The sequence below is a fragment of the Brevibacillus fluminis genome (genome assembly GCF_052072235.1).
Classification (GTDB): domain Bacteria; phylum Bacillota; class Bacilli; order Brevibacillales; family Brevibacillaceae; genus Brevibacillus_D; species Brevibacillus_D fluminis_A.
The window spans coordinates 4,718,004-4,739,853 of the sequence record NZ_CM125436.1; the positions used below are offsets into that span (position 1 = coordinate 4,718,004).

Genomic DNA, 21,850 nt, shown 5'->3' on the forward strand with positions numbered 1-21,850 from the left:
CATGCTTTGTAAAACATTGGTTTGCTCGATACGCGAAACGCTTCTTTGATTAGGGGGCGTTTCCTCCATTTGTGATGATCGCCTCCGATCAAAGACAGACTCGAAGCTTCAATTCGACTATGTCTACATGGAGGGAATCACATGAATACGCCGTTCATTAAAAATCACCAGTTTAACTTTATTAAGCAGCAGGTAAAAAACCTGCAGTCTACGCTCATGACCGTATCCGATCCAAAGGTCATCGAAGCGGCGCGCTACGGCGCGCAAGCGAAAATCTTCGAGCAGTTTTCGGACATGACGAATGAGCAGAAGCAGTTGTTCGCTCCGCTTCTTGCGCTGAAAAAGACGGAGGAATTCCAGGAGTTCGTCACATCTTTGACGCCGTATTTGTCCAGCTTTCCGAAAGTGACGGAGAAGCAGATCCAGAAGCTGTTTCCGAAGAACAAAAAACTCAAGACTCCGAATCTGGATGCACTCAATTACACCGCGCTTACGTATATCGGGTGGATTGACATTGCCACTAGCAAAATGTTTTTTGTTTATGAGCAAAACAACCAGATCGTTGGCATAGAAGGCAGATTTACAGCCACGAACAAGAAAAACGTATGCTCGCTGTGCAACGGTGTCGCAGAAGTCGCGCTTTTTTCCGCGATCACCAAGACCAAAAATGCCAAGTACGCCGATTATTACAAAGCGGTCGGCAACTACATGTGCATCGACAGCGCCGCATGCAATGCAAAAATCAAAGATCTGACTTACCTGGAGTCGTTTATCGCGAGCGTGTTGGAATAACGCGTGAGCCGCTGTCAATGAAAAACAGGCCGTCTGTCCCGTGCAGATGGCCTGTTTTTTCTTTCATACCGTATTTTCAATCAAATCCAGCCATGCCTGCCGGGTCTGCCCAAGCTCTTTTTCTGCCATCGCTGCCTGCTCGTTCAGCTTGCCGATCAGCGCGCTCACCTCTTTTCGCTTTTCCCTCGCTTGCGCAAGCGATGTGGAAATGCGGTCCTGCACGATCCAGTCCGTGATGATATTGTCAAAGAAGAAATCCGCAAATGTCAGCATGTCACCGATGTCGATGCGGATGGCGCTTTCCCGCTGGACATCTTTTAGCTCCTGCTGGAATTTTCGCAAGCTTTTTTGCGCGCTATGGATGGCGGATCGCGCTTCATCGATCCGGTTGTGCTTGATCGCTGTCGAGATCATTCCGCCGCCAAGCATATCCCATGCTCCCCATGAACTCGCTGATTCAAGCTGCTTGATTGCTCTGTCGAGATAAGCGACAGCCGAACGCCCCGCCACGATCGCTTCCTGCACTTCCTTCCGATGGGCTTGCAAATCGGTTTCACGATGTGTCAGCTCACGTAACCGCGTTCCCAGCTCCGGGCGTAATGCCAAAATCAAGCGCTCTTTATGCGCCAGCTTTTCCGCCATCTCGCTCTCCAGATCGTGAACCATGTGCAACTTCTCTTCCAGCGCTTGAATTTCGTCCTCCAGTTCCTTGACCGTATCTGCAGTGACCTCATATTTTAAGCGGGCTTGCAAAAGCTCTTCCTTCTCCTTTGCCAGCTTCTCTTCTTTTTTTCCAATCATGCTGTAAAAAAATGCGCCAAACGAAATCCCCGTCAGCCGGTCAACATCCTGCTGTTCGTTACGCAGCTTTTGCAAAAGTCGGTCTCGCTTATCAGCCTCTTGTTTATGCTGGCTGCGCATCTGCTGCACATTGTGCTCCCAGTTCAGCTTCTGTCGTATGCGCAGCTTCAAGTCCGCCAATTGCTGGTTTATTTCCTCGAACACCTCATCCACCCCCTGCTTCCCTTTTCCTTGTTTACGAGTCATCTCGCCGGATGTTTCCACATCTTTAGTTTTTCTTTAGTTTTTCTTTCCGCTTTGTAAAGTTTTTCACTTTATACTGTTACTGGAAGTTGATATACAAGCAAGCGAGGTCATGATGAAAATGAATGCAGCTCTGACGGTAAAAAATTGGCGAGCCCGGCTCCTCTTCCTGTTGATGAGTGCCGGCTATCTCGCATTTCTCTTTGATCTATTGTTCATCCGCAACCGCGGCTTTCTCGACGGCTATAAGTACAACATCATACCGTTTCAAACGATCGGCATGTACATCAGCCAGGCGCATCGCTTCAACTTCTGGATTTGGTCCGCCAATCTGTTCGGCAATATTGTGTTGTTTATTCCGCTCGGGTTCCTGATTCCCGCCTGCATCCGCTTTGCCCGGCGGCCCATGCTGGCTTCGGTGCTCCTTCTGCTCGTCAATACCTCGATCGAGGTGGCCCAGATCATTTGGCATGTCGGCAGCTTTGATGTGGATGACATCATCCTCAATTTTTTCGGGGGGATGCTGGGGATCGTGCTGTTCGGTTGGCTTAAGCGGGATGTGAAAATGCAAAAAAGCCAATAACCTTGCTGCAGTTGATTACCTGCGCCTCTCCCTCTTGAGCAAATAAAGAAAATACGGTGCTCCGATCATGGCTGTCACGATGCCTGCCGGAATTTCCATCGGCGGCAAGATCGCCCTCCCGAGGCAGTCCGCTGCCATCACCAGCGCAACGCCTACCATTACGGCGACAGGGATGAGGACGCCATGCATTCCTCCTGTCAGACGCTTGGCAATATGCGGTACGAGCAAACCGACGAATCCGATCGATCCAACCGCGGACACGCAAGCACCTGCCAAGGCGATTGATACCGCAAGCAAGAGCATGCGCAAAACCGTAATCCGCTCGCCCAGCCCTTCCGCCACATCGTCCCCCAATGCCAGCACGTCGAGCCGTCTGGCGAGCAAAATCGCTAACGGCAAAAACACCATGATCCAGGGCAGCACGGCGAGCACATGCTCCCAGCCGCGTCCCCAAAGGCTTCCCGTCATCCAGAGCATAGCCGCATTGACGTCACTCGGATTTTTTACCTTTACGTCTCCTTCTCGCCGGAGAGGCGCTTGCGGTGAATTACGCCCCAGTCATACATCGTATCGAAAATCGGCCGCAGTGTCTTCCCGTAGTCGGTCATCACATACTCCACCCGTGGCGGCGTTTCCGGATACACCTTCCGCTCAATGACGCCGTCCTGCTCCAATTCTTTCAGCTGCTGGGTGAGCATCTTTTGCGATACGCCCGGAATCAGTCGGCCCAGTTCGTTGAAGCGTCTCGGTCCTTCTTCCAAATGCCAAAGGATGAGCATTTTCCACCTGCCGCCGATCACCTGAATCGTTGTCGTGACATGAATATAGCAATCGATATCTTCTTCGTTATAATTCGGATCTTTCCGCAATGCATCCAAAAACATCGGCTGTTCCGCTCCCTTTCGCCTCTATTTTTCCCGCATTTCCTTATCGTATCACAGGAGCGCATTGTGCGAGCGACTTACTTGCAGGTAACTACCTGAGATAAAAGTGCCTTCTTGTGAACCATATGACGGTGCATTACAGTGTAGGAAGAAAGCAGTCGTAGAAGACCTGCGAAATAGGAGGCATCAAGCATGGAAAAGAAATTATCGGGTAAAGTAGCGATTATTACTGGGGCATCCCGGGGGATCGGCCGGACAATTGCGGAGGCTTTCGCCGCGGAAGGCGCCAAAGTCGTTGTCAATTACAACAGCAATGCGGAAAAAGCCGAAGAAGTCGTGGCCGGCATCACCAGCCTGGGCGGCGAGGCAATTGCCGTCCAGGCGGATGTTGGTCGTGTCGCCGATATCAAAAAACTGTTCGAGACAACGTTGCTGGCATTCGGAACAGTCGACATCCTGGTGAACAACGCCGGGATCATGATGATGAAGCCGCTTGAGAGCTTCACCGAAGAAGATTATGACCGCTCGTTCGACAGCAACGTCAAAGGGACATTTTTCGCCTGCCAGCAAGCTGCCCTGCACATGTCTGCGGGCGGAAGCATCATCAACTTTTCCACCTCCATTGCGGGGGCAATGTTTCCGCAGTACAGCCTGTATGCCGGGACCAAGGGCGCTGTGGAGCAATTCACCCGTCAGCTCGCCAAGGAGTTGGGGCCAAAGGGCATCACGATCAATGCGGTTGCCCCTGGTCCGGTGAACACCGAGCTGTTTACCCAAGGAAAAAGCGAGGCGCAAATCGAGGCACTGACGAAACTGAACTCCTTCGGACGGCTTGGCGAAACCGATGATATTGCAGGCGTCGTCGTATTTTTGGCAAGTCAGGAGGCCCGGTGGATCACGGGTCAGACACTGCGCGTGAACGGCGGATACGTGTGAGCTTGTTTCCGACCCTGGCGGACAAGATTTTGAAAAAATAGCGAGGTTCCTGAAAAGGAAAAGAACCGCCGTATTCCGGGCGGTTCTCGTCTTTTCCACGTATTAGTTTTGTGTGAGGGTATCGATGAGCTCGGAATAGCGTGGATAAACCTTTTCCCATTCGCTTTTGCGAGACTCGATCGTCTTGCCAGCCAGCAGCGCGCCGATAACGTCCAGGCAGACATGCCAGCCAGCCAAATCTTTCGGCGTATGGGGAGTCGGTTGATGAATCGTTTCGATTAACGTCAAGCGGCATCCCGCATGTTCCTTCTGCAGTTCAAAGCGGACGCGGTCCTCTCCCCAGGTATAGGCCAAAACCGAATTCGGCGTCAGATCCAAAATCTCCATATCCAGAAACGTCCCATCCGGCATGCCAAACTTGATCACCCCGCCTACCCGAAGAGCGTCAACACGCAGCTCGGAAAACCATTGTGCGAGCTTATCATTTTCCGTCAGCATCGCCCACACCTGTTCGACCGGGTGCGGCAGATGACGTTCAAATCGGGCGATATATCCGTTTTCCGTCTGCTCCATGACAGCCAACATCGCACTCACCTCTCCACGATCTATCTTCTCCAGTATGTCCGAACGGTCAGTAGCTCGTACATCGTGTCGCTGTTTTTAAGGTGACACTGTCTCTATTCTATCATTTGACTCTGGTGAATCGGGCGGAACAATCATCGATTTTCTTGCTGCCATAAAAAAAACTGGCACCCGGGACAGCCCGATGCCAGTTTTTCAGCAATGCTATTTCACCGTGATTTTGATCTTGTACGATTTGCCGCGATACGTTGCAGTCACTGTCGTAGTCCCGGGCGAAACCGCCTCGATCATGCCCTGCTCCACTTTTGCCACCGCCTCATCCGCACTTGTCCACTCTGCCTTGTCCGTCACCGCGGATTTGGTGCCATCGGTGTACGTCGCGGTCAGCGTCAGTTGGCGCGTGGTTCCTTCCTTCAGGTTCAGGCTGGAACGGTCGGCCGTGATACGGCGCACTTTGCGAGCATCCATGCTTTCCACTTCAATCGATGCTTTCTTGTCGCCGTAGCTTACCGTAATCGTGGCTTTTCCTGGTTCGTGCGCAATCAGCTTGCCTTGCTCCACTTCCACAACGGTTTCGTCGGAGGAAGACCAGATGGCCGATTCGGAAACATCCTGCTCTTCTTCATCGGACCAGATCGCCAGCGACTTCAGCTGTGCCGTTTCGCCGCTCTCCAGTTGAAGCTGCTCGGCTGGCAGCTTCAGCTCGTTCAATTGCTTTTTGCCCACCACAACCAGCAGTTCCCTCGAAAGCCCGCCATAGCTGATCGTCACGCGTGCTTCCCCTTCATTTTTCCCTGCCCGGATGAGCGCGGAACGAACCGTCACCACTGATGAGTCGACCTCGTACTGCGTCTCTTTGCTTCGGGTGATCTCTTCACGAGTTTTGTCTGAGTAGACGGCATATACGTTGAAACGAGCGCTTTTGTTCGGTTTGAGCAAGATGCTTTCATCATCCAGCTCAAGCGAGAGCAGTTTGATTTTCTCGACCGTCACTTTGCTTTCTGCCGTAAAGCCGCCATCGACCGTTCTTGCTGTGATGATCGCAGCCCCGGCTTGAAGCGGCGTCACCACGCCATTTTGGTCAACCGCTGCGACTTTTTCATCGCTGCTTGTCCAACGTACTTGCTGGTTCGTCGCGTAGTTCGGTGCGACTGTCGCATGCAGCGTGATCGAATCGCCGTTTTCCTGCATGGTCAAGCTGGTTTGATCCAGCGAAACGCCTGTGACGGGATAGTATGCTGGCAGATGCTGAATATTGGTCACATTGATCGTTTTTACTGCTTCATTGCCAAGCAAATCTTTGGCGTAGACCGTATACATGCCGTTATTTACGACACGGAACGAGTCTCCATCCAAAGCGGTTCCGTTCGCGGCGAAATACGCTTTGTCCCGATCGCCGCTTGCCCACTTTTTCACGGCCAGGTCGGTCAGGCCTGCTGTGAACGTAACCTTTATCGTGACATTTCCCGTCGTCGGCTGTGTCGGGGTTGCAGCGAGCGTGATGGTCGGTCCTTCGTGATCGATGTTGGTAATGTTGATCGTTTCGACCGATTCGTTGCCCGCATCGTCCTTCGCGTAGACCGTATAGGTTCCGTTTGCGTCTACCGTAAATGTATTGCCGGTCAAACTCGTTCCGTTCGCCGCAAAGTACGCGGCATTCTGGTCACCGCTCGCCCATTTTTGTTCAGCGATGCTGCCGTTGTCGGTGATGGTTGCTGTGATGGTTACGTCGCCGTTTGTCGGCTGCGTCGGACTTGCGACAAGGGCTATGGTTGGTCCGTCTTTATCGATGTTAGTGATGTCGATGGTTTTGACCGATTCGTTGCCCGCATCGTCCTTCGCGTAGACCGTATAGGTTCCGTTTGCGTCTACCGTAAATGTATTGCCGGTCAAGCTCGTTCCGTTCGCCGCAAAGTATGCGGCATTCTGGTCGCCGCTCGCCCATTTTTGTTCGGCGATGTTGCCGTTGTCGGTAATGGTTGCCGTAATGGTTACGTCGCTGTTTGTCGGCTGCGTCGGACTTGCAACAAGGGCTATGGTTGGTCCGTCTTTATCGATGTTAGTGATGGCGATGGTTTCGACCGATTCGTTGCCCGCATCGTCCTTCGCGTAGACCGTGTAGGTTCCGTTTGTGTCTACCGTAAATGTATTACCGGTCAAGCTCGTTCCGTTCGCCGCAAAGTATGCGGCATCCTGGTCACCGCTCGCCCATTTTTGTTCGGCGATGCTGCCGTTGTCGGTAATGGTTGCCGTGATCGTCACGTCACCATTCGACGGACCGGTTGGTGATGCGTCCAGTGTAATCGCTGGCGCAACTTTATCGATCGTACTAACCGGGATTTTTTCGACCGCTGTATTCCCTGCTGCGTCTTTGGCAAATACGGTGTACATGCCATTCGCCGAGACAGCGAACGTCGTTCCGGTAAAGCTCGTTCCATTTGCCGCAAAGTACGCAGCATCCTGATCCCCACTCGCCCATTTTTGCTCCGCGATGCTGCCGTTGTCGGTGATAGTTGCCGTAATGGTCACGTCACCGTTCGTCGGACCGGTCGGCGCTGCGCTCAATGTAATCGATGGTGCGTTCTTGTCAATGTTTCCGATGGCGATGGTTTTCACCGTCTCATTCCCTGCCGCGTCCTTGGCATAAACCGTATACGTCCCGTTCGCTGTCACGTCAAACGTCGTTCCGGTCAAGCTCGTCCCGTTCGCCGCAAAGTACGCGGCATTCTGATCCCCACTCGCCCATTTTTGTTCGGTGATGCTGCCGTTGTCGGTGATGGTCGCCGTGATCGTCACGTCACCATTCGTCGGATCGGTTGGTGATGCGTCCAGTACAATCGCTGGCGCGTTCTTGTCAATGTTTCCGATGGCGATGGTTTGCACCGTCGCGTTCCCTGCCGCGTCCTTGGCATAAACCGTATACGTCCCGTTCGTTGTCACGTCAAACGTCGTTCCGGTGAAGCTCGTCCCATTTGCCGCAAAGTAAGCCGCATTCTGATCCCCACTCGCCCATTTCTGCTCGGCGATGCTGCCGTTGTCGGTAATGGTTGCCGTAATCGTCACGTCACCGTTCGTCGGACCGGTCGGCGCTGCGCTCAATGTAATCGCTGGCGCAACTTTATCGATCGTACTAACCGGGATTTTTTCGACCGCTGTATTCCCTGCTGCATCTTTGGCAAATACGGTGTACGTGCCATTCGCCGAGACAGCGAACGTCGTTCCGGTAAAGCTTGTCCCGTTCGCCGCAAAGTACGCCGCATTCTGATCCCCACTCGCCCATTTCTGCTCCGCGATGCTGCCGTTGTCGGTAATGGTTGCCGTAATGGTCACGTCGCCGTTCGTCGGACCGGTCGGCGCCGCGCTCAATGTGATCGATGGCGCAACTTTATCGATCGTACTGACCGTAATGGTTTTCACTGCTGTATTCCCCGCTGCGTCTTTGGCGAATACCGTGTACGTTCCGTTCACCGCCGTAACGAAACTGCTTCCCGTAAGCGTTGTTCCGTTCGTTGCGAAATAGGCTGCGCTTTGTGTGCCGTTTGCCCACTTTTTCTCGGCGACGGTTCCATCATCTGTGATGGTCGCGGTAATCGTCACATCGCTGTTGGTCGGACCGACAGGCGATGCGCTCAGCGAAATCACCGGCGCGTTCTTGTCAATGTTTCCGATGGCGATGGTTTGCACCGTCTCGTTCCCTGCCGCGTCCTTGGCATAAACCGTATACGTCCCGTTCGCTGACACGTCAAACGTCGTTCCGGTCAAGCTCGTTCCATTCGCGGCAAAATAGGCGGCATTCTGATCTCCGCTCGCCCATTTCTTCGCGATGACGCCGCTGCCGCTGTCCGCGATCGTCGCCGTAACGGTGACATCCCCGGCCGTCGTTCCAACCGGCGACGCACTCAGCGTGATCGTCGGCGCAACTTTGTCAATGTTCGTCACATCGATGGTCTCTACAGCCGTGTTGCCCGCTTTGTCTTGGACAAAAACGGTATACGTATCGTTGGCAGTCGCGGCAAACGTCGTTCCTCCCAGCGCCGTGCCATTTGCCGAAAAATAAGCGGCATTCTGATTCCCGTTCGCCCATTTCAGGCTCGCGACTCCGCTTCCCGTTTCCGTCGTCGAAATCGTGACCGTCACATCGCCGTTCGTCGGGGTCTGCGGGGCTGCCGTCAAGGAAAGCACCGGACTCGTCTTGTCGATCAGTACGCTTTTTCCGGATGAATCCTTGGAGGCTGTAACCGGCGTTCCTACTCCGCCTTGCAAATCCGTGTAATTGATCGTAAACCCGACTTTTCCTTCCGCCATCCCTGCATCAACAGGCACATGCGCCGTCCAGGTGATCTGATCACCGCTGGCGTCCACTTGCGCTGTCTTGCCATTGATCGTGACGGTCGGACTTGCCTGGAGCTGCTCACTCGCAGAGAATGTCAAGTTGATTTGATCGCCCGCTTTTGCAAACTGCGGATTGGACCCAGTGGAGGAAAGCTGCGTGTTTGTAATCTTGGGCAAAACGTTGACGTCTGCCGTGTATGGCTGATAATACTGATTTTTTGGCCATGAACCATATTTCTCCATAAAACCGGCAAGGGTAGCCCAGACCGCATCGTTGGGAACCGTGGAACCTTGCTGTACAGATACGCCATCGACAGAATAGCGATATGATTGCTGAAAGATGGGATCATCAAGCATGTAAAAATCACTAATTGTGACCCAAGTCGCGTCTGCAGGCACCTGGCCGGCATCGCTCGTGCTGCTGATCACCCCGTTGCGGCAGTACATGTAACGCAAGCCAGCGCTTAAAGTGGGATAATTCGGGTGGTAGTACCTTTCGACAGCCGCCCACTTCACCTTTGGCGGAAGACTGGCAGCTCCTCTCACCACCGTGCTGCCATCTTCGCTGTAAAAGTAGGAACTGACGGTCATTGGCCCTCTTTGTCCATTCATATCCGTATTAAAAATATCAAAATGATGCAAAAGCTCGGCTTGCACATCCGCCGCCGATGCGGTCTGCATCCTCCCGCCCAAACAGCCGCTGGCGAGCATTGCAATGATCAAAACGATGCGCAGCAACGATCTTTTTTGAAATACCCTTCCCACACGCATGCCTATCTTCCCCATCCCTTCTCGTTTCGTTCAATCTTCCGTTCGTTATGCCGACCTACACAAAAAGTACATGCTATCGTACATGCTATCCAAGTTACCTTGAACACCAAACATGTACCTCTCCCCAAAGGAGTATTTGTATGAAATACCCACCGTACCAACGCCAAAAAAGAAAGACCCGCTTCGTCTTCCAACGAAATGCGAGTCTTTCTTTTTTCACGGTCCATGCGAATAGGTTATCGCAGCGATACCACAAGCTCCTCCAGACGATCCCAGGTTTCCGTAATGCCTTGCTCCATTCCCATATCGAGAACGGTTTTGAGCGCTTCCGGAGATGCGTAGCGAGCACGGTTGATGAGCTTCGTGTTGCCTTCATACTCTTCAAAAATCAGGGTAATGTGCGACGACGGCATCCCTTCCGCTTCGTTGCCCTCCGCATCTGAGAAATAGTCGACATACACGATCTTCTCATTCTCGACGATTTCCTGATAGACGCCTTTGCCCCAAGATTCGAATCCGTAAAAATCCCCTTGGTTTTTATCAATGCACTTCATGCAGTAATGCCAAACCCCGCCTGGGCGAAAATCGATGTTGCATACGGTGAGCGTCCAGCCGCGTGGCCCCCACCAGTTTTTCAGATGCTCAGCCTCGGAAAACGCCTTGAACACCAGCTCGCGAGGTGCACGGAACACACGCTCCAGTGTCAATTCCTGCCCATCAACCTTGGTAATCATTTTGCTCGTCATCGCCAACCCCCTCCTGAGTGTGAGTGTTTACTTGTCCTTCTCCTCTTTTGCTTGCAGCTGCTGAAGATAACGCTCCAGATTGTCGAATCGTTCCTCCCACGTGCTGCGGTACGTTTCAAGCCATGCCTCCATCGCTAAAAACGGTTCAGCCCGGAGCTTGTAGTGCCGCCTGTTGGCATCGGCCTCCACCTCCACGATTCCTGCTTCAAGCAGGACGCGCAAATGCTTTGAGGCTTGCGGCTGGCGCAATTCTAACCGTCCCGCAATCTCCCCTACTGTGAGCGGGCCGTCACGCAGAAGCTCTACCATGCGAAAGCGGTTCGGTTCAGCCAAGGCGCTAAATGTTGTAGGGTCCATGACGTCGCTTTCCTTTTTTGAAGCGTTTCACCGCTTCATCATTTGTTACGGTTATCATTTGTTCTTTCTGAATTCAATATACCACGACAGGAATATTCTTGTAAAGGAATATTAGAAAAAAAATTTCCCCGCTTGATAAACATGCTGCGCCGGCATGTCATTCTTTTCCGTTTCATCCCGATCTATATCGATACAGATGACCTTTTTCAGATTGTAGAAAACCGCTCCCCCTTCTACAATGAGACTACAGGTTTTGGAAAAAACAGGATCGCGTAAAACAAGGGGTGATATGCCATGTACCAAATGACAAAAGAAGAGCTTGCCGCTTACTTGCGGCGAATCGGTATCTCCGACATGCACGAACCGACCAAGGATTACTTGTTTGCCCTGCACAAAGCCCATGTAGAAACCCTTGCGTGGCAATGCATCGATATTTTTGCCGGAAAACCCGCCGGGATGGATGCGGAAGAATCCATCCGGCTCATTCTGGAAGGGAGAAGCGGATATTGTTTCCAGTTGAACGGAGCGTTCAGCTCGCTTCTCCGTTCCCTGGGATACAACGTTTCGATGCATCGGGCAGGCGTCCAGCCGCTCGGGGCCGAGCCGCGCATCAATTCGTTCCACCTTGGCCTGACCGTCAACCTGGCCGGTGCAGATCAGGAGGAAGACCGCTGGATTGTCGATGTGGGGCTTGGTGACATGCCTTACGAGCCTCTTCCACTGCGTTTCGGCACGTATGAGCATGCTCCGCTGCGCTACAAGGTAATGGAATCGGGCGTAGCCGCCAATGGCTGGCGCTTGGAACACGACCCGCTCGCTAATTATGCAGGCGTTGATTTTGCCCCTGACATTGTGGAGTCATTGGAAGAATTCAAGCCAAAGCATGCGTATTACAGCCACCATGCCGAGTCGCCCTGGATCAATCTGTTTCTCATCCGCCACCGGCATGCGACCGGCAGCAATGAGTTGAGAGGCTGCGTCTGGAGCAAGCGTGACCAGGATGGCGTCCACAAGACCGAGCTGCAGACGAAATCGCAGTGGCTGGCTGTTCTGGGCGATGTTTTCGGCGAGCATCTCGTCGCCTATAGCGATCTGGAAAAGGATGAGCTGTGGAAGCGGGTGTCCCACGCTCATGAGGAGTGGAAAAAGCAAAGGCGCAAAACGTGTGAGCGGCGCGGGTATTCCCGCGCCTCACTTCGAACCGGCCCCCGCGCCTCACAGGCATGGAATGCCTCCCTATGAGGGTAAAAACCCTTCCAAAGAAAAGAAACAGCGGCAGTCTTGGGATTCGTCTCTCTCCAAGCTACCGCTGTTCTCCTTGACTTACTACCTTATATGTTCGTCTCTCCGGTTGGCTGAGCCGCTCTATCACTTGTTCCATCACCGCGTCCCTCACCCTGCGCTCTCTTTACCGAGCGCAGCGCAAACAGAAAATACACGATCGACGCAAGCAACACATACGTCCACAAGCGCTGTACAATCGGCGCTCCCCACACGTCGGTCAGCACGAGCAGCGACGGCGCGGTCAGCGTCACCCACGACTGGACGAACGCGACTTTTCCGATGTACCCGTCAATCCGTTTCCCAAGCGCATTGCCGAGAAAGAACAGCAGCCACAAAAATGCCCACATAAACCACGTCAGCGAGCTTACGGTATCTTTGAAATGAAGAGCTGCGACCACCGCGTACACGACGGCGATAACCGATACCCACAACGAAAACCAGCCCAGACCGTTCCCTGCGAGCCCCATGCACGCCGTGAAACCGACATACAGATAGGTCAAGCCGAACAAAAAGGTTGCGGCGTACCCGTAGACCGTCCAGTTGGCTTGGTCAGATACCACGATCAAGTAAAACGGGATAACGATCTGCAGGAAACCGACAAAAAGATTAAACACGCCGACGCTCTTGCCGTTTGCTCTGCCCATTAAAACCAAGCTGTTTAAAAAAAGCGCCGCCCCCGACAGCAGCAAGCCTACCTGTCCCATACTGATTCCCTTCTCCCGCCATCATAGTTTACGTTCGCCGAAAAAAAGAAAAAGCAGTTCCATCTTGGAAAGAGGAATTGCTTTTTCAAAAGCGTTTCCGGCGATCAAGCCATTATAAAACGATGCTCACGATGATTCCCGACAAGATGCTGACCAGCGTGGCGCCATACAGCAGCTTCAAACCAAAGCGCGCCACTACGTTCCCTTGCTTCTCGTTCAGCCCTTTCACCGCTCCCGCAATGATCCCGATGGACGAGAAATTGGCAAACGAAACGAGGAAGACGGAAATGATCCCGAGCGCGCGCGGGCTGAAGGTGGACGCGATTTTGGTCAAGTCCATCATCGCCACGAACTCATTGGTGATCAGCTTGGTCGCCATGATGCCGCCGGCTGAAACAGCCTCCGCCGTCGGGATGCCCATGATGATCGCGATTGGCGCGAAAATGTAGCCCATGATCGTTTGGAACGAGATGCCGAAAATCAGCTCGAACGTATGGTTGATCGCCGCCATCAAAGCGACGAACCCGATCAGCATGGCGCCGACGATAATCGCGACCTTGAATCCGTCCATAATGTACTCGCCGAGCATTTCAAAGAAGGTTTGCTTCTCTTCATCCTGCACGATCAAAATATCTTCGCGATCATCGACCGTGTACGGATTGATGATCGAGGAAATGATGAAGCCCCCGAACAGGTTGATGACGATTGCCGTCACCACGTATTTCGGCTCGATCATCGTCATGTAAGCGCCGACGATCGACATCGAGACGGTGGACATGGCGGACGCGCACAGTGTATACAGCCGATGCGCAGGCAGCGCACCCAGCTGCTTTTTCACCGTGATGAATACTTCCGACTGCCCGACCATCGCGGACGCAATCGCGTTATACGACTCCAGCTTGCCCATGCCGTTGATCTTGCTGAGCAAGAGGCCGATCCCTTTCATGAGAAACGGGAGAATTTTGAGGTGCTGGAAAATCCCGATCAAAACCGAAATGAAGACGATCGGCAGCAGCACGTTGAGGAAAAACGGGGACGCCCCTTCGTTGGCGATTCCGCCAAACACGAACGATACCCCTTCATTGGCGTATTTCAGCAATTGGCTGAACACCTCGGCGATCCCCTGGATCAAGATCAGCCCAAATTGGGTATTCAAGAGCAGCCCTGCCAAGGCGATTTGGATTACGACCATGATCAAAAGCGGTTTTACCTTAATCTTTTTCCGATCACTGCTCGCAAGCAAGGCCAGGGCAAACACAATCAGCAATCCAGCTATCGATAGTAAGTAACTCATGTTGCCTCCACTTGGATGCTATCCACTCTTTGTTTTATGATTCCGCTTTTTAGAAAACCTTTATTTCAGGAGATCCTTGGACGAGAAATACCCGGGCAGCAGCTCCTCAATCGAAGTTTCCACCACGTCCCCTTTTAGATTTGCCAAAAACACGCGCGTATTTTCGGTCGCGAACTCGGCGAGCACTTGCCGGCACGCGCCGCATGGAGAAATCGGTCCGTCTGTATCGCCTACGACGGCAATCGCTTCAATCTCCGATTCCCCTTCGGACACGGCTTTGAAAATCGCCGTCCGCTCCGCGCAATTGCTTAACCCGTACGAAGCGTTTTCTACGTTGCAGCCCAGATACAGCCGTTTGTTTTTGGTGATCAGCGCCGCACCGACCTGAAAGTTGGAATACGGAGTATAGGCTTGCTTGCGCGCCTCGATCGCCTGATTGACCAGCATGTTGATATCCATCGTTAACTCCACCCAGTCTTGCGTCAATTTTGAGCGCAGGAAATAAGGGACCCGCATATCGCGGCCTTCCCGATTCCCTGCTGTTGCTTGCGCCTAGTATTCGGAAGTAGATGTCAGACCTTTCATGATCGACACGCCGGAACTCGCTCCGATGCGGGTCGCTCCCGCTTCAACCATAGCCAGTGCGTCTTCCAAACTGCGAACGCCGCCGGACGCTTTCACGCCCGCTTTTTGCCCGACGGTTTTTCTCATCAGCGCGACGTCTTCCACAGTCGCTCCGCCCGTAGAAAAGCCTGTGGATGTCTTGACGAAATCAGCGCCCGCTTGCACGGAGAGCTGGCTCGCCTTTTCAATCTCCTCTTTGGTCAACAGCGCGGTTTCCAAAATCACCTTGGTCAGTGCTTTCCCTTTTGCCGCCTCGACAACCGCCCTGATGTCGGCTTCGACGAGATCGTACTTTTTGTCTTTCAGCGCGCCGACGTTGATCACCATGTCAACCTCGGTCGCCCCGTTTGCGATCGCATTCGTCGTTTCGAATGCTTTCACCTCTGTCGTGGTCGCTCCCAGCGGGAAGCCGATCACGGTGCAAACTTTCACTTGCGGCGTGTCTTTCAATACCTCTGCGGCGGTTTTCACCCATGTCGGGTTCACGCAAACAGAGGCAAACTGATACGTCTTCGCTTCCTCCGCCAGTTTCACGATCTCCTCTTCGGTTGCCGTCGCTTTCAACAACGTGTGGTCAATCATTCTCGCCAAATCAACGTTCATGTGTATTCATCCTTTCCCCTGGGCACTTTTTATTGAATTTCTTTATAAATCAGCGTAGGTGCTGCCACTTTTTCGTTGACGATCCTGTATGCGCCGTAGACTTTTTCCATGACCTCCGCCACATCTTCCGTGTTGCTGTGGATGGTGACCAATGCTTCTCCCGCTTGCACGGCGTCGCCGACTTTTTTGTGGAGCACGATGCCGACCGCCAGATCGATCTGGGATTCCTTCGTTGCGCGTCCTGCGCCCAGCATCATCGCGGCGATGCCCACCTCTTCAGCCGTAATCGCCGAAATGTAGCCCGCCTGCTTCGCCGGCACTTCGATCAAATAGCGAGCGGTTGGCAGCTTGGACGGATCATCCACGACGGAAGCGTCTCCGCCCTGCGAGGACAAGAATGTTTTGAAGGCTTCCAGCGCTTTGCCGTTCTTCATCACTTCTTCGAGCATCGCCCGCGCCTCTTCAAGCGATTGTGCTTTCCCTGCCAGCATCACCATGTGGCTGCCGAGAGCCAGGCTCAGCTCATGCAAATCTTGCGGCCCTTTTCCTTGCAAGGTGTCGATCGCTTCCTTCACTTCCAGCGCATTGCCGATCGCGAAGCCCAAAGGCTGGCTCATATCGGAGATAATCGCTTTCGTTTTGCGTCCAACGCCGTTGCCGATGTCCACCATGGCTTTTGCCAGCTCTTCTGCATCTTCCAGGCTTTTCATGAAAGCGCCGCTTCCGGTTTTCACGTCGAGCACGATCGCATCCGCGCCCGCCGCGATCTTTTTGCTCATGATGGAGCTTGCGATCAGCGGAATCGAGTCGACCGTTGCCGTCACATCGCGCAGCGCATACAGCTTTTTATCCGCTGGCGTGAGGTTGGCGCTTTGGCCGATGACCGCGATCTTGTTCGTATTGACCAGTTTGATGAACTCTTCGTTCGTAATTTCAACGTGGAATCCGGGTACGGCTTCCAGCTTGTCGATGGTTCCGCCGGTATGGCCGAGCCCGCGTCCGGACATCTTGGCGACAGGAACGCCGAGTGCCGCGACAAGCGGAGCCAACACGAGAGTGGTCGTGTCGCCGACGCCACCGGTGCTGTGTTTGTCCACCTTGATCCCGTCAATTTGGGAAAGATCGATCTGGTCGCCCGACTGCACCATCGCTTCCGTCAAATAAACCCGCTCTGCCTGGGTCATTCCCTGGAAGTATACAGCCATGGCAAAAGCGGACATTTGATAGTCAGGAATGTCGCCGTTCGTATAGCCTTTGATCAAAAACTGAATTTCTTGTTGGGTCAACTCATGACCGTTCCGCTTTTTTTCGATGACATCAACCATTCTCATGCTAACGCCCTCCAGCATTTATGATCAGTAAGCGTTAACGCTTACAATTCAGGAAAATCGCACACCTAGAAACTTTACGAGGAAAACTATAACACACGATTTGAACAAATGTAAATTATAATCCGAACAAATGTAAAGCAACGCCCAACAGTTGGAAAATCATGGCAGCACGCGATGCAAGGGAATACGAAAAAATCCCAATCTCTCACTGAATATCATGGGAAATTGGGATGGAATTATGCAGCAGGGAAGGAAAAATCTACCCTCACGCGATCGCTCGGCGGTTTGGTCGGCACGCTTCCTTATGTGGAGCGGTTTCTCTCCTTGTCGAGCAAAAATTGCGCCGTGTATTGGTCGGTAATCAACACATTCGCATACCCGCCCCTGAGTGCGCCATAAATTCCTTCGATTTTTTGCGGACCCCCGGCCACGAGAATGGAATACTCCTTTTTCTTGAACTCATCCAGCTCGATGCCCAGCGTCCGTTCATTCAGGCTTTCATTGCAAATGTTTCCGTCCATATCGAAAAACCGGGAGCAGATGTCGCCAACCGCTTTGGCATACAGCATTTCCATATCTTGCTCGGTGAAATAACCGAGCTGGAACAAGAGCGATTCCGACATGATCGGCCCACAGGTGAACATCGCGATATTTGCCTGCTTCCCCATCTCGAGGACTTTGCGGATGTGGCGGTCCGCCTCCATCGCCTGCTTGACCACAACATGGTCGACGATCGCCGGCAGCGGCAAATAGAGCGGGGCCGTGTTGAAAGCCTTTCCAAAATGATAAAGAATTTCAGATGCGTACGTGTGCGTCTCCAGGTGGCTGACGCCGCCTTTCAATTGGACGACCTTCACATCGTTGACGAACTTTTGCTTCAGCTCGATGGCGACATGATACAGCGTCGTGCCCCACGTCACCCCGATGATGTCACCATCCTTCACGATTTCCATGAGGTATGCCGCCGCTTTTTCGCCAATGAAATTTTTGATGATGTTGTTCTCGTACTGCGGGATCGAAACCACGATCGCTTTTTTCAACCCGAACTTTTGTTCAAGTTCATTTGACAAATTTTGAATATCCCCTGCCGCATCCCTGATCTGGATTTGCACGATCCCTTCATTTTTGGCGGTTTGCAAAAGCCTCGATACGGTCGGCCGGGACACGCCCAGACGCTTGGCGATCTCATGCTGGTTATAATCAAGCAAGTAATAAAGCTTGGCAGCCTCGATTACTTTGTTCAATTTATCCGTCTCCATACAATTCCCCTATGAAAAAAAGTCATATTAAATTATTTTATCAAAATCATTTTGGCTGGATACAGCGAAGTTTATGAAATTATGTAAAAGTTCCAGAGAAAAATATTTCCGTTTTCGAAAAATACTCTTGTGCAATGGTCGTGAATAAGGTTACTATGTTAGTGGTAACCACATAGAATGATTTCGAAATTCGCAGGAAAGGAGGTTGCTTTGTATGAATTTTCGTGTATATATGTTGGCCATCGCTTCGTTTGTCGTCGGCATGGTTGAGCTGATCATCGGCGGCATCTTGGATCAGGTGGCAAGCCAGTTTGACATCTCCATCAGTCAGGCGGGCGAACTGATCACGGTCTTTTCTTTGGTATTTGCGATCGCCTCCCCGATTTTGCTCACGCTGACCGCCAAAATCGAGCGAAAAGCCTTATGCTTATGGACGCTGCTGATCTTTTTATGCGGCAATATCGTCGCGTATTTCAGCCCTGTTTTTTCCATGCTGATGATCTCCCGCATCATCTCGGCAGCGAGCGGCTCGCTTTTGATCATCCTTTGCGTGACGATGGCTTCCAGCCTCGTGAAGGAGGAGTTCCGCGCCCGTGCGATCGGCGTGATTTTCATGGGAATCAGCGCCTCCCTGGTGTTGGGCATCCCGATCGGACTGGTCATCGGTACCCATTTCGGCTGGCGAGTGATTTTCCTGTTGATTTCGATCCTGACGCTGCTTTCCATGTTAGGCATTTACGCCTTTATGGATAAAATGGAACCAAAGCCTGTCATTCCTTTGCGCCAACAGCTGCGTACCTTAAAAAACGCCAAAATGCTGTCGGCGCAGCTCACCTCGCTGTTTTTCCTGACGGGGCATTTGACGCTGTACGCGTACTTGACGCCTTTCTTGCAAAGCACGCTGCATATCAATGCGACCTGGATCAGCTTGTTTTACTTCCTGTTCGGGATCTCCGCCGTGCTGGGCGGCGGAATCGGCGGCTGGACAGCGGACAAATGGGGGTCGAAGAAAAGCATTTTGGTCATCGTCTCACTCTTTACGCTGATCCTGTTCCTCTTGCCGACCGTTACGTTTTCGATGCCCCTTTTCATTCTGGTCATGATGATCTGGAGCGCGTTGAGCTGGGCGCTCACGCCAGCACAGCAATCGTATCTGATCGAAACGGCTCCGGAAACGTCCGACATCCAGCAAGGGCTTAACAATTCTGCGCTGCACCTGGGGATTGCGCTCGGTTCTTCCATCGGCGGATTCGTCATCAACGAGTATTCCGTCTCGCATAACGCGGTCGTCGGCGGCCTGATCACGCTGCTCGCCCTGCTGTGCGCATGGTTTTCCATCACCCGCACATCCCCATCCAAGGCGCGGGAGCATGCATCGTAACGTCATTCAATCCATTTCAAGGAGGTGTACATGGTCGCGCGCAGGCATTGCTTTCCTTCACGCGGCCATACCATTATGAGCGTTCATATCAATGCGAAACAAGGCGAAATCGCCGAAAGCATCCTGCTGCCGGGTGACCCGCTCCGCGCCAAATACATTGCGGAGACGTTTCTGGAAAATGCCGCGTGCTACAATACCGTGCGCGGGATGCTCGGCTTTACCGGCACATACAAAGGGAAACGGATTTCCGTGCAAGGGACAGGCATGGGCCTTCCGTCGATCTCGATTTATGTCAATGAGCTGATCCGCGAATACGGCGTGAAAAATTTGATCCGCGTCGGCTCCTGCGGCGCGATTCAAAAAGACATCAAGGTGCGCGATGTGATTCTCGCGATGACCTCCTCCACCGATTCGAATATCAACCGCAACAACTTCCCGGGATTCGACTATGCGCCATGCGCGGACTTTGCCCTCTTGCAAAAAGCGTATCAGACCGGCATGGACAACAAGATGCCGATTCGCGTCGGGAATGTGCTGTCGGCGGACGTGTTCTACCGCGACAGCATGGAAATGGTCGAGAAGCTGGGGACTTACGGCGTGCTGGCTGTCGAGATGGAAACGACCGCCTTGTATACGCTGGCCGCAAAATACGGCGCGCATGCCCTGTCGATCCTGACGGTGAGCGACCATATTTTCACCGGCGAGGAAACGACGGCGGAAGAACGCCAAACCACGTTCAACGATATGATCGTTATGGCGCTGGATGCGTTGAGCAAGGAATAGGAATCGTCTGTTGCGAGAAAAAAGCCCGTTCAACCACGAAACATCTGTGTGGTAAAACGGGCTTTTGTTTTTTTGCCTGGCGGTTAGTGTTACGACGACACGTGAGCCGATGCGCCCGCTTTCCTGCTGCTGCGCGACCACACGACGACGGGGACGAGCAACAGCGCGAGAAAGCCTCCGCCAAGCGCCAGGGTGGCATAGCTGGAATGGGCGACGACCATGCCGGAAAGCGCGCCGCCGGATGCTCCGGCCAGCGCAATCAAGACATCGATCGTTCCTTGCGTCTTGGCGCGGGTTAACGGATCGGTCGAATCGACGATGATCGCGGTCCCGCTGATCAGTCCGAAATTCCAGCCGAGCCCAAGCAGCGCCAGCGCCGCGATCAACAATGGCAAAGAATCGGCAGGGGCAAAAGCGGCGGTGATCCCGGCAGCAAGCAAGATCCCGCCGGACGCATACGACATCGTCATGCGACCGATCTTGTCGACGAGAGCGCCGGTCAAAAGCGACGGCAAGTACATCGCACCGATATGGATGCCGATGACCAGGCCGACGTCTCCAAGCCCGTGCCCGTGATGCTTCATATGAACCGGCGTCATCGTCATGATGGCGACCATGACGATTTGGGTCAGGATCATGACGGTGGCACCGACGATGATCCCGCGTTTGTTGCCGGACAGCGTGCCAGCATGCTGCGCGGCGGCCTGGCCCTTTTGGTCCGCTTTCTGCGCTTCTGCGATGGCTTTTGCAATAACCAGCGGGTCTGGCCGGAGGAACAGCGCAAAGACGAGACCCGCCAACAGGAAGGCGGCCGCTCCTAAAATGAACGGACCGGCAAGAGCCGGGATGCCGAGCGAAGTGGCGAATCGCCCCATGACCTCAACGAGGTTCGGGCCCGCTACAGCCCCAAACGTCGTCGAGACCATGGCGACGCTGACCGCTTTCGCCCGCTGTGTCGGCTGCGCCAGGTCTGTCCCCGCATAGCGCGCTTGCAGGTTGGTCGCTGTGCCTGCGCCGTACACAAGCAGCGAGGCGAACAGCAGCCAGACATTGTTCATGACCGCCGCGAGAATCACGCCGACCGCCCCGATGCCGCCAGCGAAAAATCCTGCCGAGAGTCCCAGGCGGCGCCCCGCCTTGTGGGAGAGCCGCCCGACGAGCAGTGCGGCCGCAGCGGAACCAAGCGTGAGCAGTGCAGACGGAATTCCTGCATAGCTTTCCGTCCCCAGCATCTCCTGTGCGAGGAGCGCTCCGACCGTGACGCCTGCGGCAAGTCCGGCTCCGCCAAAAATTTGGGAAATCACGATGATCAGCAGCGTCCGCTTGTACAGCCGCTGCTGCTTTTCCGGTGAATCGATGTACCGCTGTGCAATCGATGGTTGGCTTTTGATCGCCTCGGCATTCGGTGCATGCGACATGACGTATGAACCGCCCTTCTGTTTTAGGATAAACGATCGAACATTTCGATTGATGGAATCGGAGCCATTCTATCCGCATTTCTCAGAAGTGTCAATCGATTCGAAACCTTCGTGACGGATTGTCATTCCAGTGGTACAATAT

At 53.3% G+C, this 21,850-nt stretch carries 20 protein-coding genes; 6 read left to right on the top strand and 14 right to left on the bottom strand.

Going from position 1 to position 21,850, the window contains the following annotated elements; all coding sequences use genetic code 11:
- Positions 1-141 precede the first annotated feature (141 nt).
- Positions 142-792 (top strand): FusB/FusC family EF-G-binding protein, encoded by a 651-nt coding sequence (locus ACTID9_RS23195; protein WP_441067223.1) that lies wholly within the window; start codon positions 142-144, stop codon positions 790-792.
- Between the two features lie 63 nt (positions 793-855).
- Here ACTID9_RS23195 and ACTID9_RS23200 read toward each other — a convergent pair whose 3' ends face one another.
- Positions 856-1,797, bottom strand: coding sequence for a hypothetical protein (locus tag ACTID9_RS23200; RefSeq protein WP_441067224.1), 942 nt, complete (start codon positions 1,795-1,797; stop codon positions 856-858).
- Between the two features lie 151 nt (positions 1,798-1,948).
- Here ACTID9_RS23200 and ACTID9_RS23205 point away from each other — a divergent pair, with 151 nt between their 5' ends.
- Positions 1,949-2,419: a VanZ family protein gene (locus ACTID9_RS23205; RefSeq protein WP_441067225.1), complete on the top strand. Its 471-nt coding sequence runs from the start codon at positions 1,949-1,951 to the stop codon at positions 2,417-2,419.
- A 15-nt stretch (positions 2,420-2,434) separates the two neighbouring features.
- Here the strand turns inward: ACTID9_RS23205 and ACTID9_RS23210 are convergent, their stop codons facing one another.
- A complete protein-coding gene (locus tag ACTID9_RS23210) occupies positions 2,435-2,977 on the bottom strand; it encodes a FecCD family ABC transporter permease (protein ID WP_441072711.1) in 543 nt (180 codons plus the stop codon).
- A complete protein-coding gene (locus tag ACTID9_RS23215) occupies positions 2,929-3,303 on the bottom strand; it encodes a winged helix-turn-helix transcriptional regulator (RefSeq protein WP_441067226.1) in 375 nt (124 codons plus the stop codon). The genes ACTID9_RS23210 and ACTID9_RS23215 overlap by 49 nt, the downstream gene beginning before the upstream one ends.
- Before the next feature lie 192 nt (positions 3,304-3,495).
- On the opposite strand from ACTID9_RS23215, the gene ACTID9_RS23220 reads away from it, so the two are divergent.
- Complete coding sequence (locus ACTID9_RS23220) at positions 3,496-4,239, top strand: SDR family oxidoreductase (protein ID WP_441067227.1); 744 nt, start codon at positions 3,496-3,498, stop codon at positions 4,237-4,239.
- Between the two features lie 102 nt (positions 4,240-4,341).
- Here ACTID9_RS23220 and ACTID9_RS23225 read toward each other — a convergent pair whose 3' ends face one another.
- The 4 genes from ACTID9_RS23225 to ACTID9_RS23240 form a co-directional block, all read right to left on the bottom strand.
- Entirely contained in the window at positions 4,342-4,824 is a 483-nt protein-coding gene (locus ACTID9_RS23225) for an SRPBCC family protein (RefSeq protein WP_441067228.1), read from the bottom strand.
- A gap of 201 nt (positions 4,825-5,025) precedes the next feature.
- Positions 5,026-9,924 (bottom strand): beta strand repeat-containing protein, encoded by a 4,899-nt coding sequence (locus ACTID9_RS23230; protein ID WP_441067229.1) that lies wholly within the window; start codon positions 9,922-9,924, stop codon positions 5,026-5,028.
- A 236-nt stretch (positions 9,925-10,160) separates the two neighbouring features.
- Positions 10,161-10,670, bottom strand: coding sequence for an SRPBCC domain-containing protein (locus ACTID9_RS23235; RefSeq protein ID WP_441067230.1), 510 nt, complete (start codon positions 10,668-10,670; stop codon positions 10,161-10,163).
- A gap of 27 nt (positions 10,671-10,697) precedes the next feature.
- On the bottom strand, positions 10,698-11,027 hold the full coding sequence (locus ACTID9_RS23240) for an ArsR/SmtB family transcription factor (RefSeq protein WP_441067231.1): 330 nt from the start codon (positions 11,025-11,027) through the stop codon (positions 10,698-10,700).
- A 294-nt stretch (positions 11,028-11,321) separates the two neighbouring features.
- Between ACTID9_RS23240 and ACTID9_RS23245 the strand changes: the two genes are divergently transcribed.
- Positions 11,322-12,269, top strand: a complete 948-nt coding sequence (locus ACTID9_RS23245) for an arylamine N-acetyltransferase family protein (RefSeq protein WP_441067232.1) — start codon at positions 11,322-11,324, stop codon at positions 12,267-12,269.
- A gap of 89 nt (positions 12,270-12,358) precedes the next feature.
- On the opposite strand, the gene ACTID9_RS23250 is transcribed toward ACTID9_RS23245, so the two are convergent.
- The 6 genes from ACTID9_RS23250 to ACTID9_RS23275 form a co-directional block, all read right to left on the bottom strand.
- Positions 12,359-13,015, bottom strand: a complete 657-nt coding sequence (locus ACTID9_RS23250) for an AmiS/UreI family transporter (RefSeq protein WP_441067233.1) — start codon at positions 13,013-13,015, stop codon at positions 12,359-12,361.
- A gap of 112 nt (positions 13,016-13,127) precedes the next feature.
- Entirely contained in the window at positions 13,128-14,309 is a 1,182-nt protein-coding gene (locus tag ACTID9_RS23255) for a NupC/NupG family nucleoside CNT transporter (RefSeq protein ID WP_441067234.1), read from the bottom strand.
- A 60-nt stretch (positions 14,310-14,369) separates the two neighbouring features.
- Positions 14,370-14,768 (bottom strand): cytidine deaminase, encoded by a 399-nt coding sequence (locus ACTID9_RS23260; protein WP_441067235.1) that lies wholly within the window; start codon positions 14,766-14,768, stop codon positions 14,370-14,372.
- A 93-nt stretch (positions 14,769-14,861) separates the two neighbouring features.
- The gene (gene deoC, locus ACTID9_RS23265; RefSeq protein ID WP_441067236.1) at positions 14,862-15,536 is read right to left on the bottom strand and encodes a deoxyribose-phosphate aldolase; all 675 of its coding nucleotides are present in this window, start codon (positions 15,534-15,536) and stop codon (positions 14,862-14,864) included.
- 29 nt (positions 15,537-15,565) lie between these two features.
- Positions 15,566-16,867 (bottom strand): pyrimidine-nucleoside phosphorylase, encoded by a 1,302-nt coding sequence (locus ACTID9_RS23270; RefSeq protein ID WP_441067237.1) that lies wholly within the window; start codon positions 16,865-16,867, stop codon positions 15,566-15,568.
- Positions 16,868-17,169: 302 nt separating this feature from the next.
- Complete coding sequence (locus tag ACTID9_RS23275; RefSeq protein ID WP_441067238.1) at positions 17,170-18,126, bottom strand: sugar-binding transcriptional regulator; 957 nt, start codon at positions 18,124-18,126, stop codon at positions 17,170-17,172.
- Between the two features lie 214 nt (positions 18,127-18,340).
- Here ACTID9_RS23275 and ACTID9_RS23280 point away from each other — a divergent pair, with 214 nt between their 5' ends.
- Both ACTID9_RS23280 and deoD read left to right on the top strand, forming a co-directional pair.
- Positions 18,341-19,507 (top strand): MFS transporter, encoded by a 1,167-nt coding sequence (locus ACTID9_RS23280; RefSeq protein WP_441067239.1) that lies wholly within the window; start codon positions 18,341-18,343, stop codon positions 19,505-19,507.
- A 75-nt stretch (positions 19,508-19,582) separates the two neighbouring features.
- Positions 19,583-20,290 carry a purine-nucleoside phosphorylase gene (deoD, locus tag ACTID9_RS23285; protein ID WP_441072713.1) on the top strand — a complete coding sequence of 236 codons (708 nt, stop codon included), beginning with the start codon at positions 19,583-19,585 and terminating at the stop codon, positions 20,288-20,290.
- An 89-nt stretch (positions 20,291-20,379) separates the two neighbouring features.
- Here the strand turns inward: deoD and ACTID9_RS23290 are convergent, their stop codons facing one another.
- Positions 20,380-21,708, bottom strand: a complete 1,329-nt coding sequence (locus ACTID9_RS23290) for an MFS transporter (RefSeq protein WP_441067240.1) — start codon at positions 21,706-21,708, stop codon at positions 20,380-20,382.
- Positions 21,709-21,850: the final 142 nt, after the last annotated feature.

Coding starts and splice junctions, on each gene's coding strand:
- ACTID9_RS23290 (WP_441067240.1), bottom strand. CDS start 21,708: ATGTCGCATGCACCGAATGCCGAGGCGATCAAAAGCCAACCATCGATT.
- ACTID9_RS23270 (WP_441067237.1), bottom strand. CDS start 16,867: ATGAGAATGGTTGATGTCATCGAAAAAAAGCGGAACGGTCATGAGTTG.
- deoC (WP_441067236.1), bottom strand. CDS start 15,536: ATGAACGTTGATTTGGCGAGAATGATTGACCACACGTTGTTGAAAGCG.
- ACTID9_RS23245 (WP_441067232.1), top strand. CDS start 11,322: ATGTACCAAATGACAAAAGAAGAGCTTGCCGCTTACTTGCGGCGAATC.
- ACTID9_RS23275 (WP_441067238.1), bottom strand. CDS start 18,126: ATGGAGACGGATAAATTGAACAAAGTAATCGAGGCTGCCAAGCTTTAT.
- ACTID9_RS23225 (WP_441067228.1), bottom strand. CDS start 4,824: ATGTTGGCTGTCATGGAGCAGACGGAAAACGGATATATCGCCCGATTT.
- ACTID9_RS23215 (WP_441067226.1), bottom strand. CDS start 3,303: ATGTTTTTGGATGCATTGCGGAAAGATCCGAATTATAACGAAGAAGAT.
- ACTID9_RS23255 (WP_441067234.1), bottom strand. CDS start 14,309: ATGAGTTACTTACTATCGATAGCTGGATTGCTGATTGTGTTTGCCCTG.
- ACTID9_RS23240 (WP_441067231.1), bottom strand. CDS start 11,027: ATGGACCCTACAACATTTAGCGCCTTGGCTGAACCGAACCGCTTTCGC.
- ACTID9_RS23205 (WP_441067225.1), top strand. CDS start 1,949: ATGATGAAAATGAATGCAGCTCTGACGGTAAAAAATTGGCGAGCCCGG.
- ACTID9_RS23235 (WP_441067230.1), bottom strand. CDS start 10,670: ATGACGAGCAAAATGATTACCAAGGTTGATGGGCAGGAATTGACACTG.
- ACTID9_RS23195 (WP_441067223.1), top strand. CDS start 142: ATGAATACGCCGTTCATTAAAAATCACCAGTTTAACTTTATTAAGCAG.
- deoD (WP_441072713.1), top strand. CDS start 19,583: ATGAGCGTTCATATCAATGCGAAACAAGGCGAAATCGCCGAAAGCATC.
- ACTID9_RS23280 (WP_441067239.1), top strand. CDS start 18,341: ATGAATTTTCGTGTATATATGTTGGCCATCGCTTCGTTTGTCGTCGGC.
- ACTID9_RS23220 (WP_441067227.1), top strand. CDS start 3,496: ATGGAAAAGAAATTATCGGGTAAAGTAGCGATTATTACTGGGGCATCC.
- ACTID9_RS23250 (WP_441067233.1), bottom strand. CDS start 13,015: ATGGGACAGGTAGGCTTGCTGCTGTCGGGGGCGGCGCTTTTTTTAAAC.
- ACTID9_RS23260 (WP_441067235.1), bottom strand. CDS start 14,768: ATGGATATCAACATGCTGGTCAATCAGGCGATCGAGGCGCGCAAGCAA.
- ACTID9_RS23230 (WP_441067229.1), bottom strand. CDS start 9,924: ATGCGTGTGGGAAGGGTATTTCAAAAAAGATCGTTGCTGCGCATCGTT.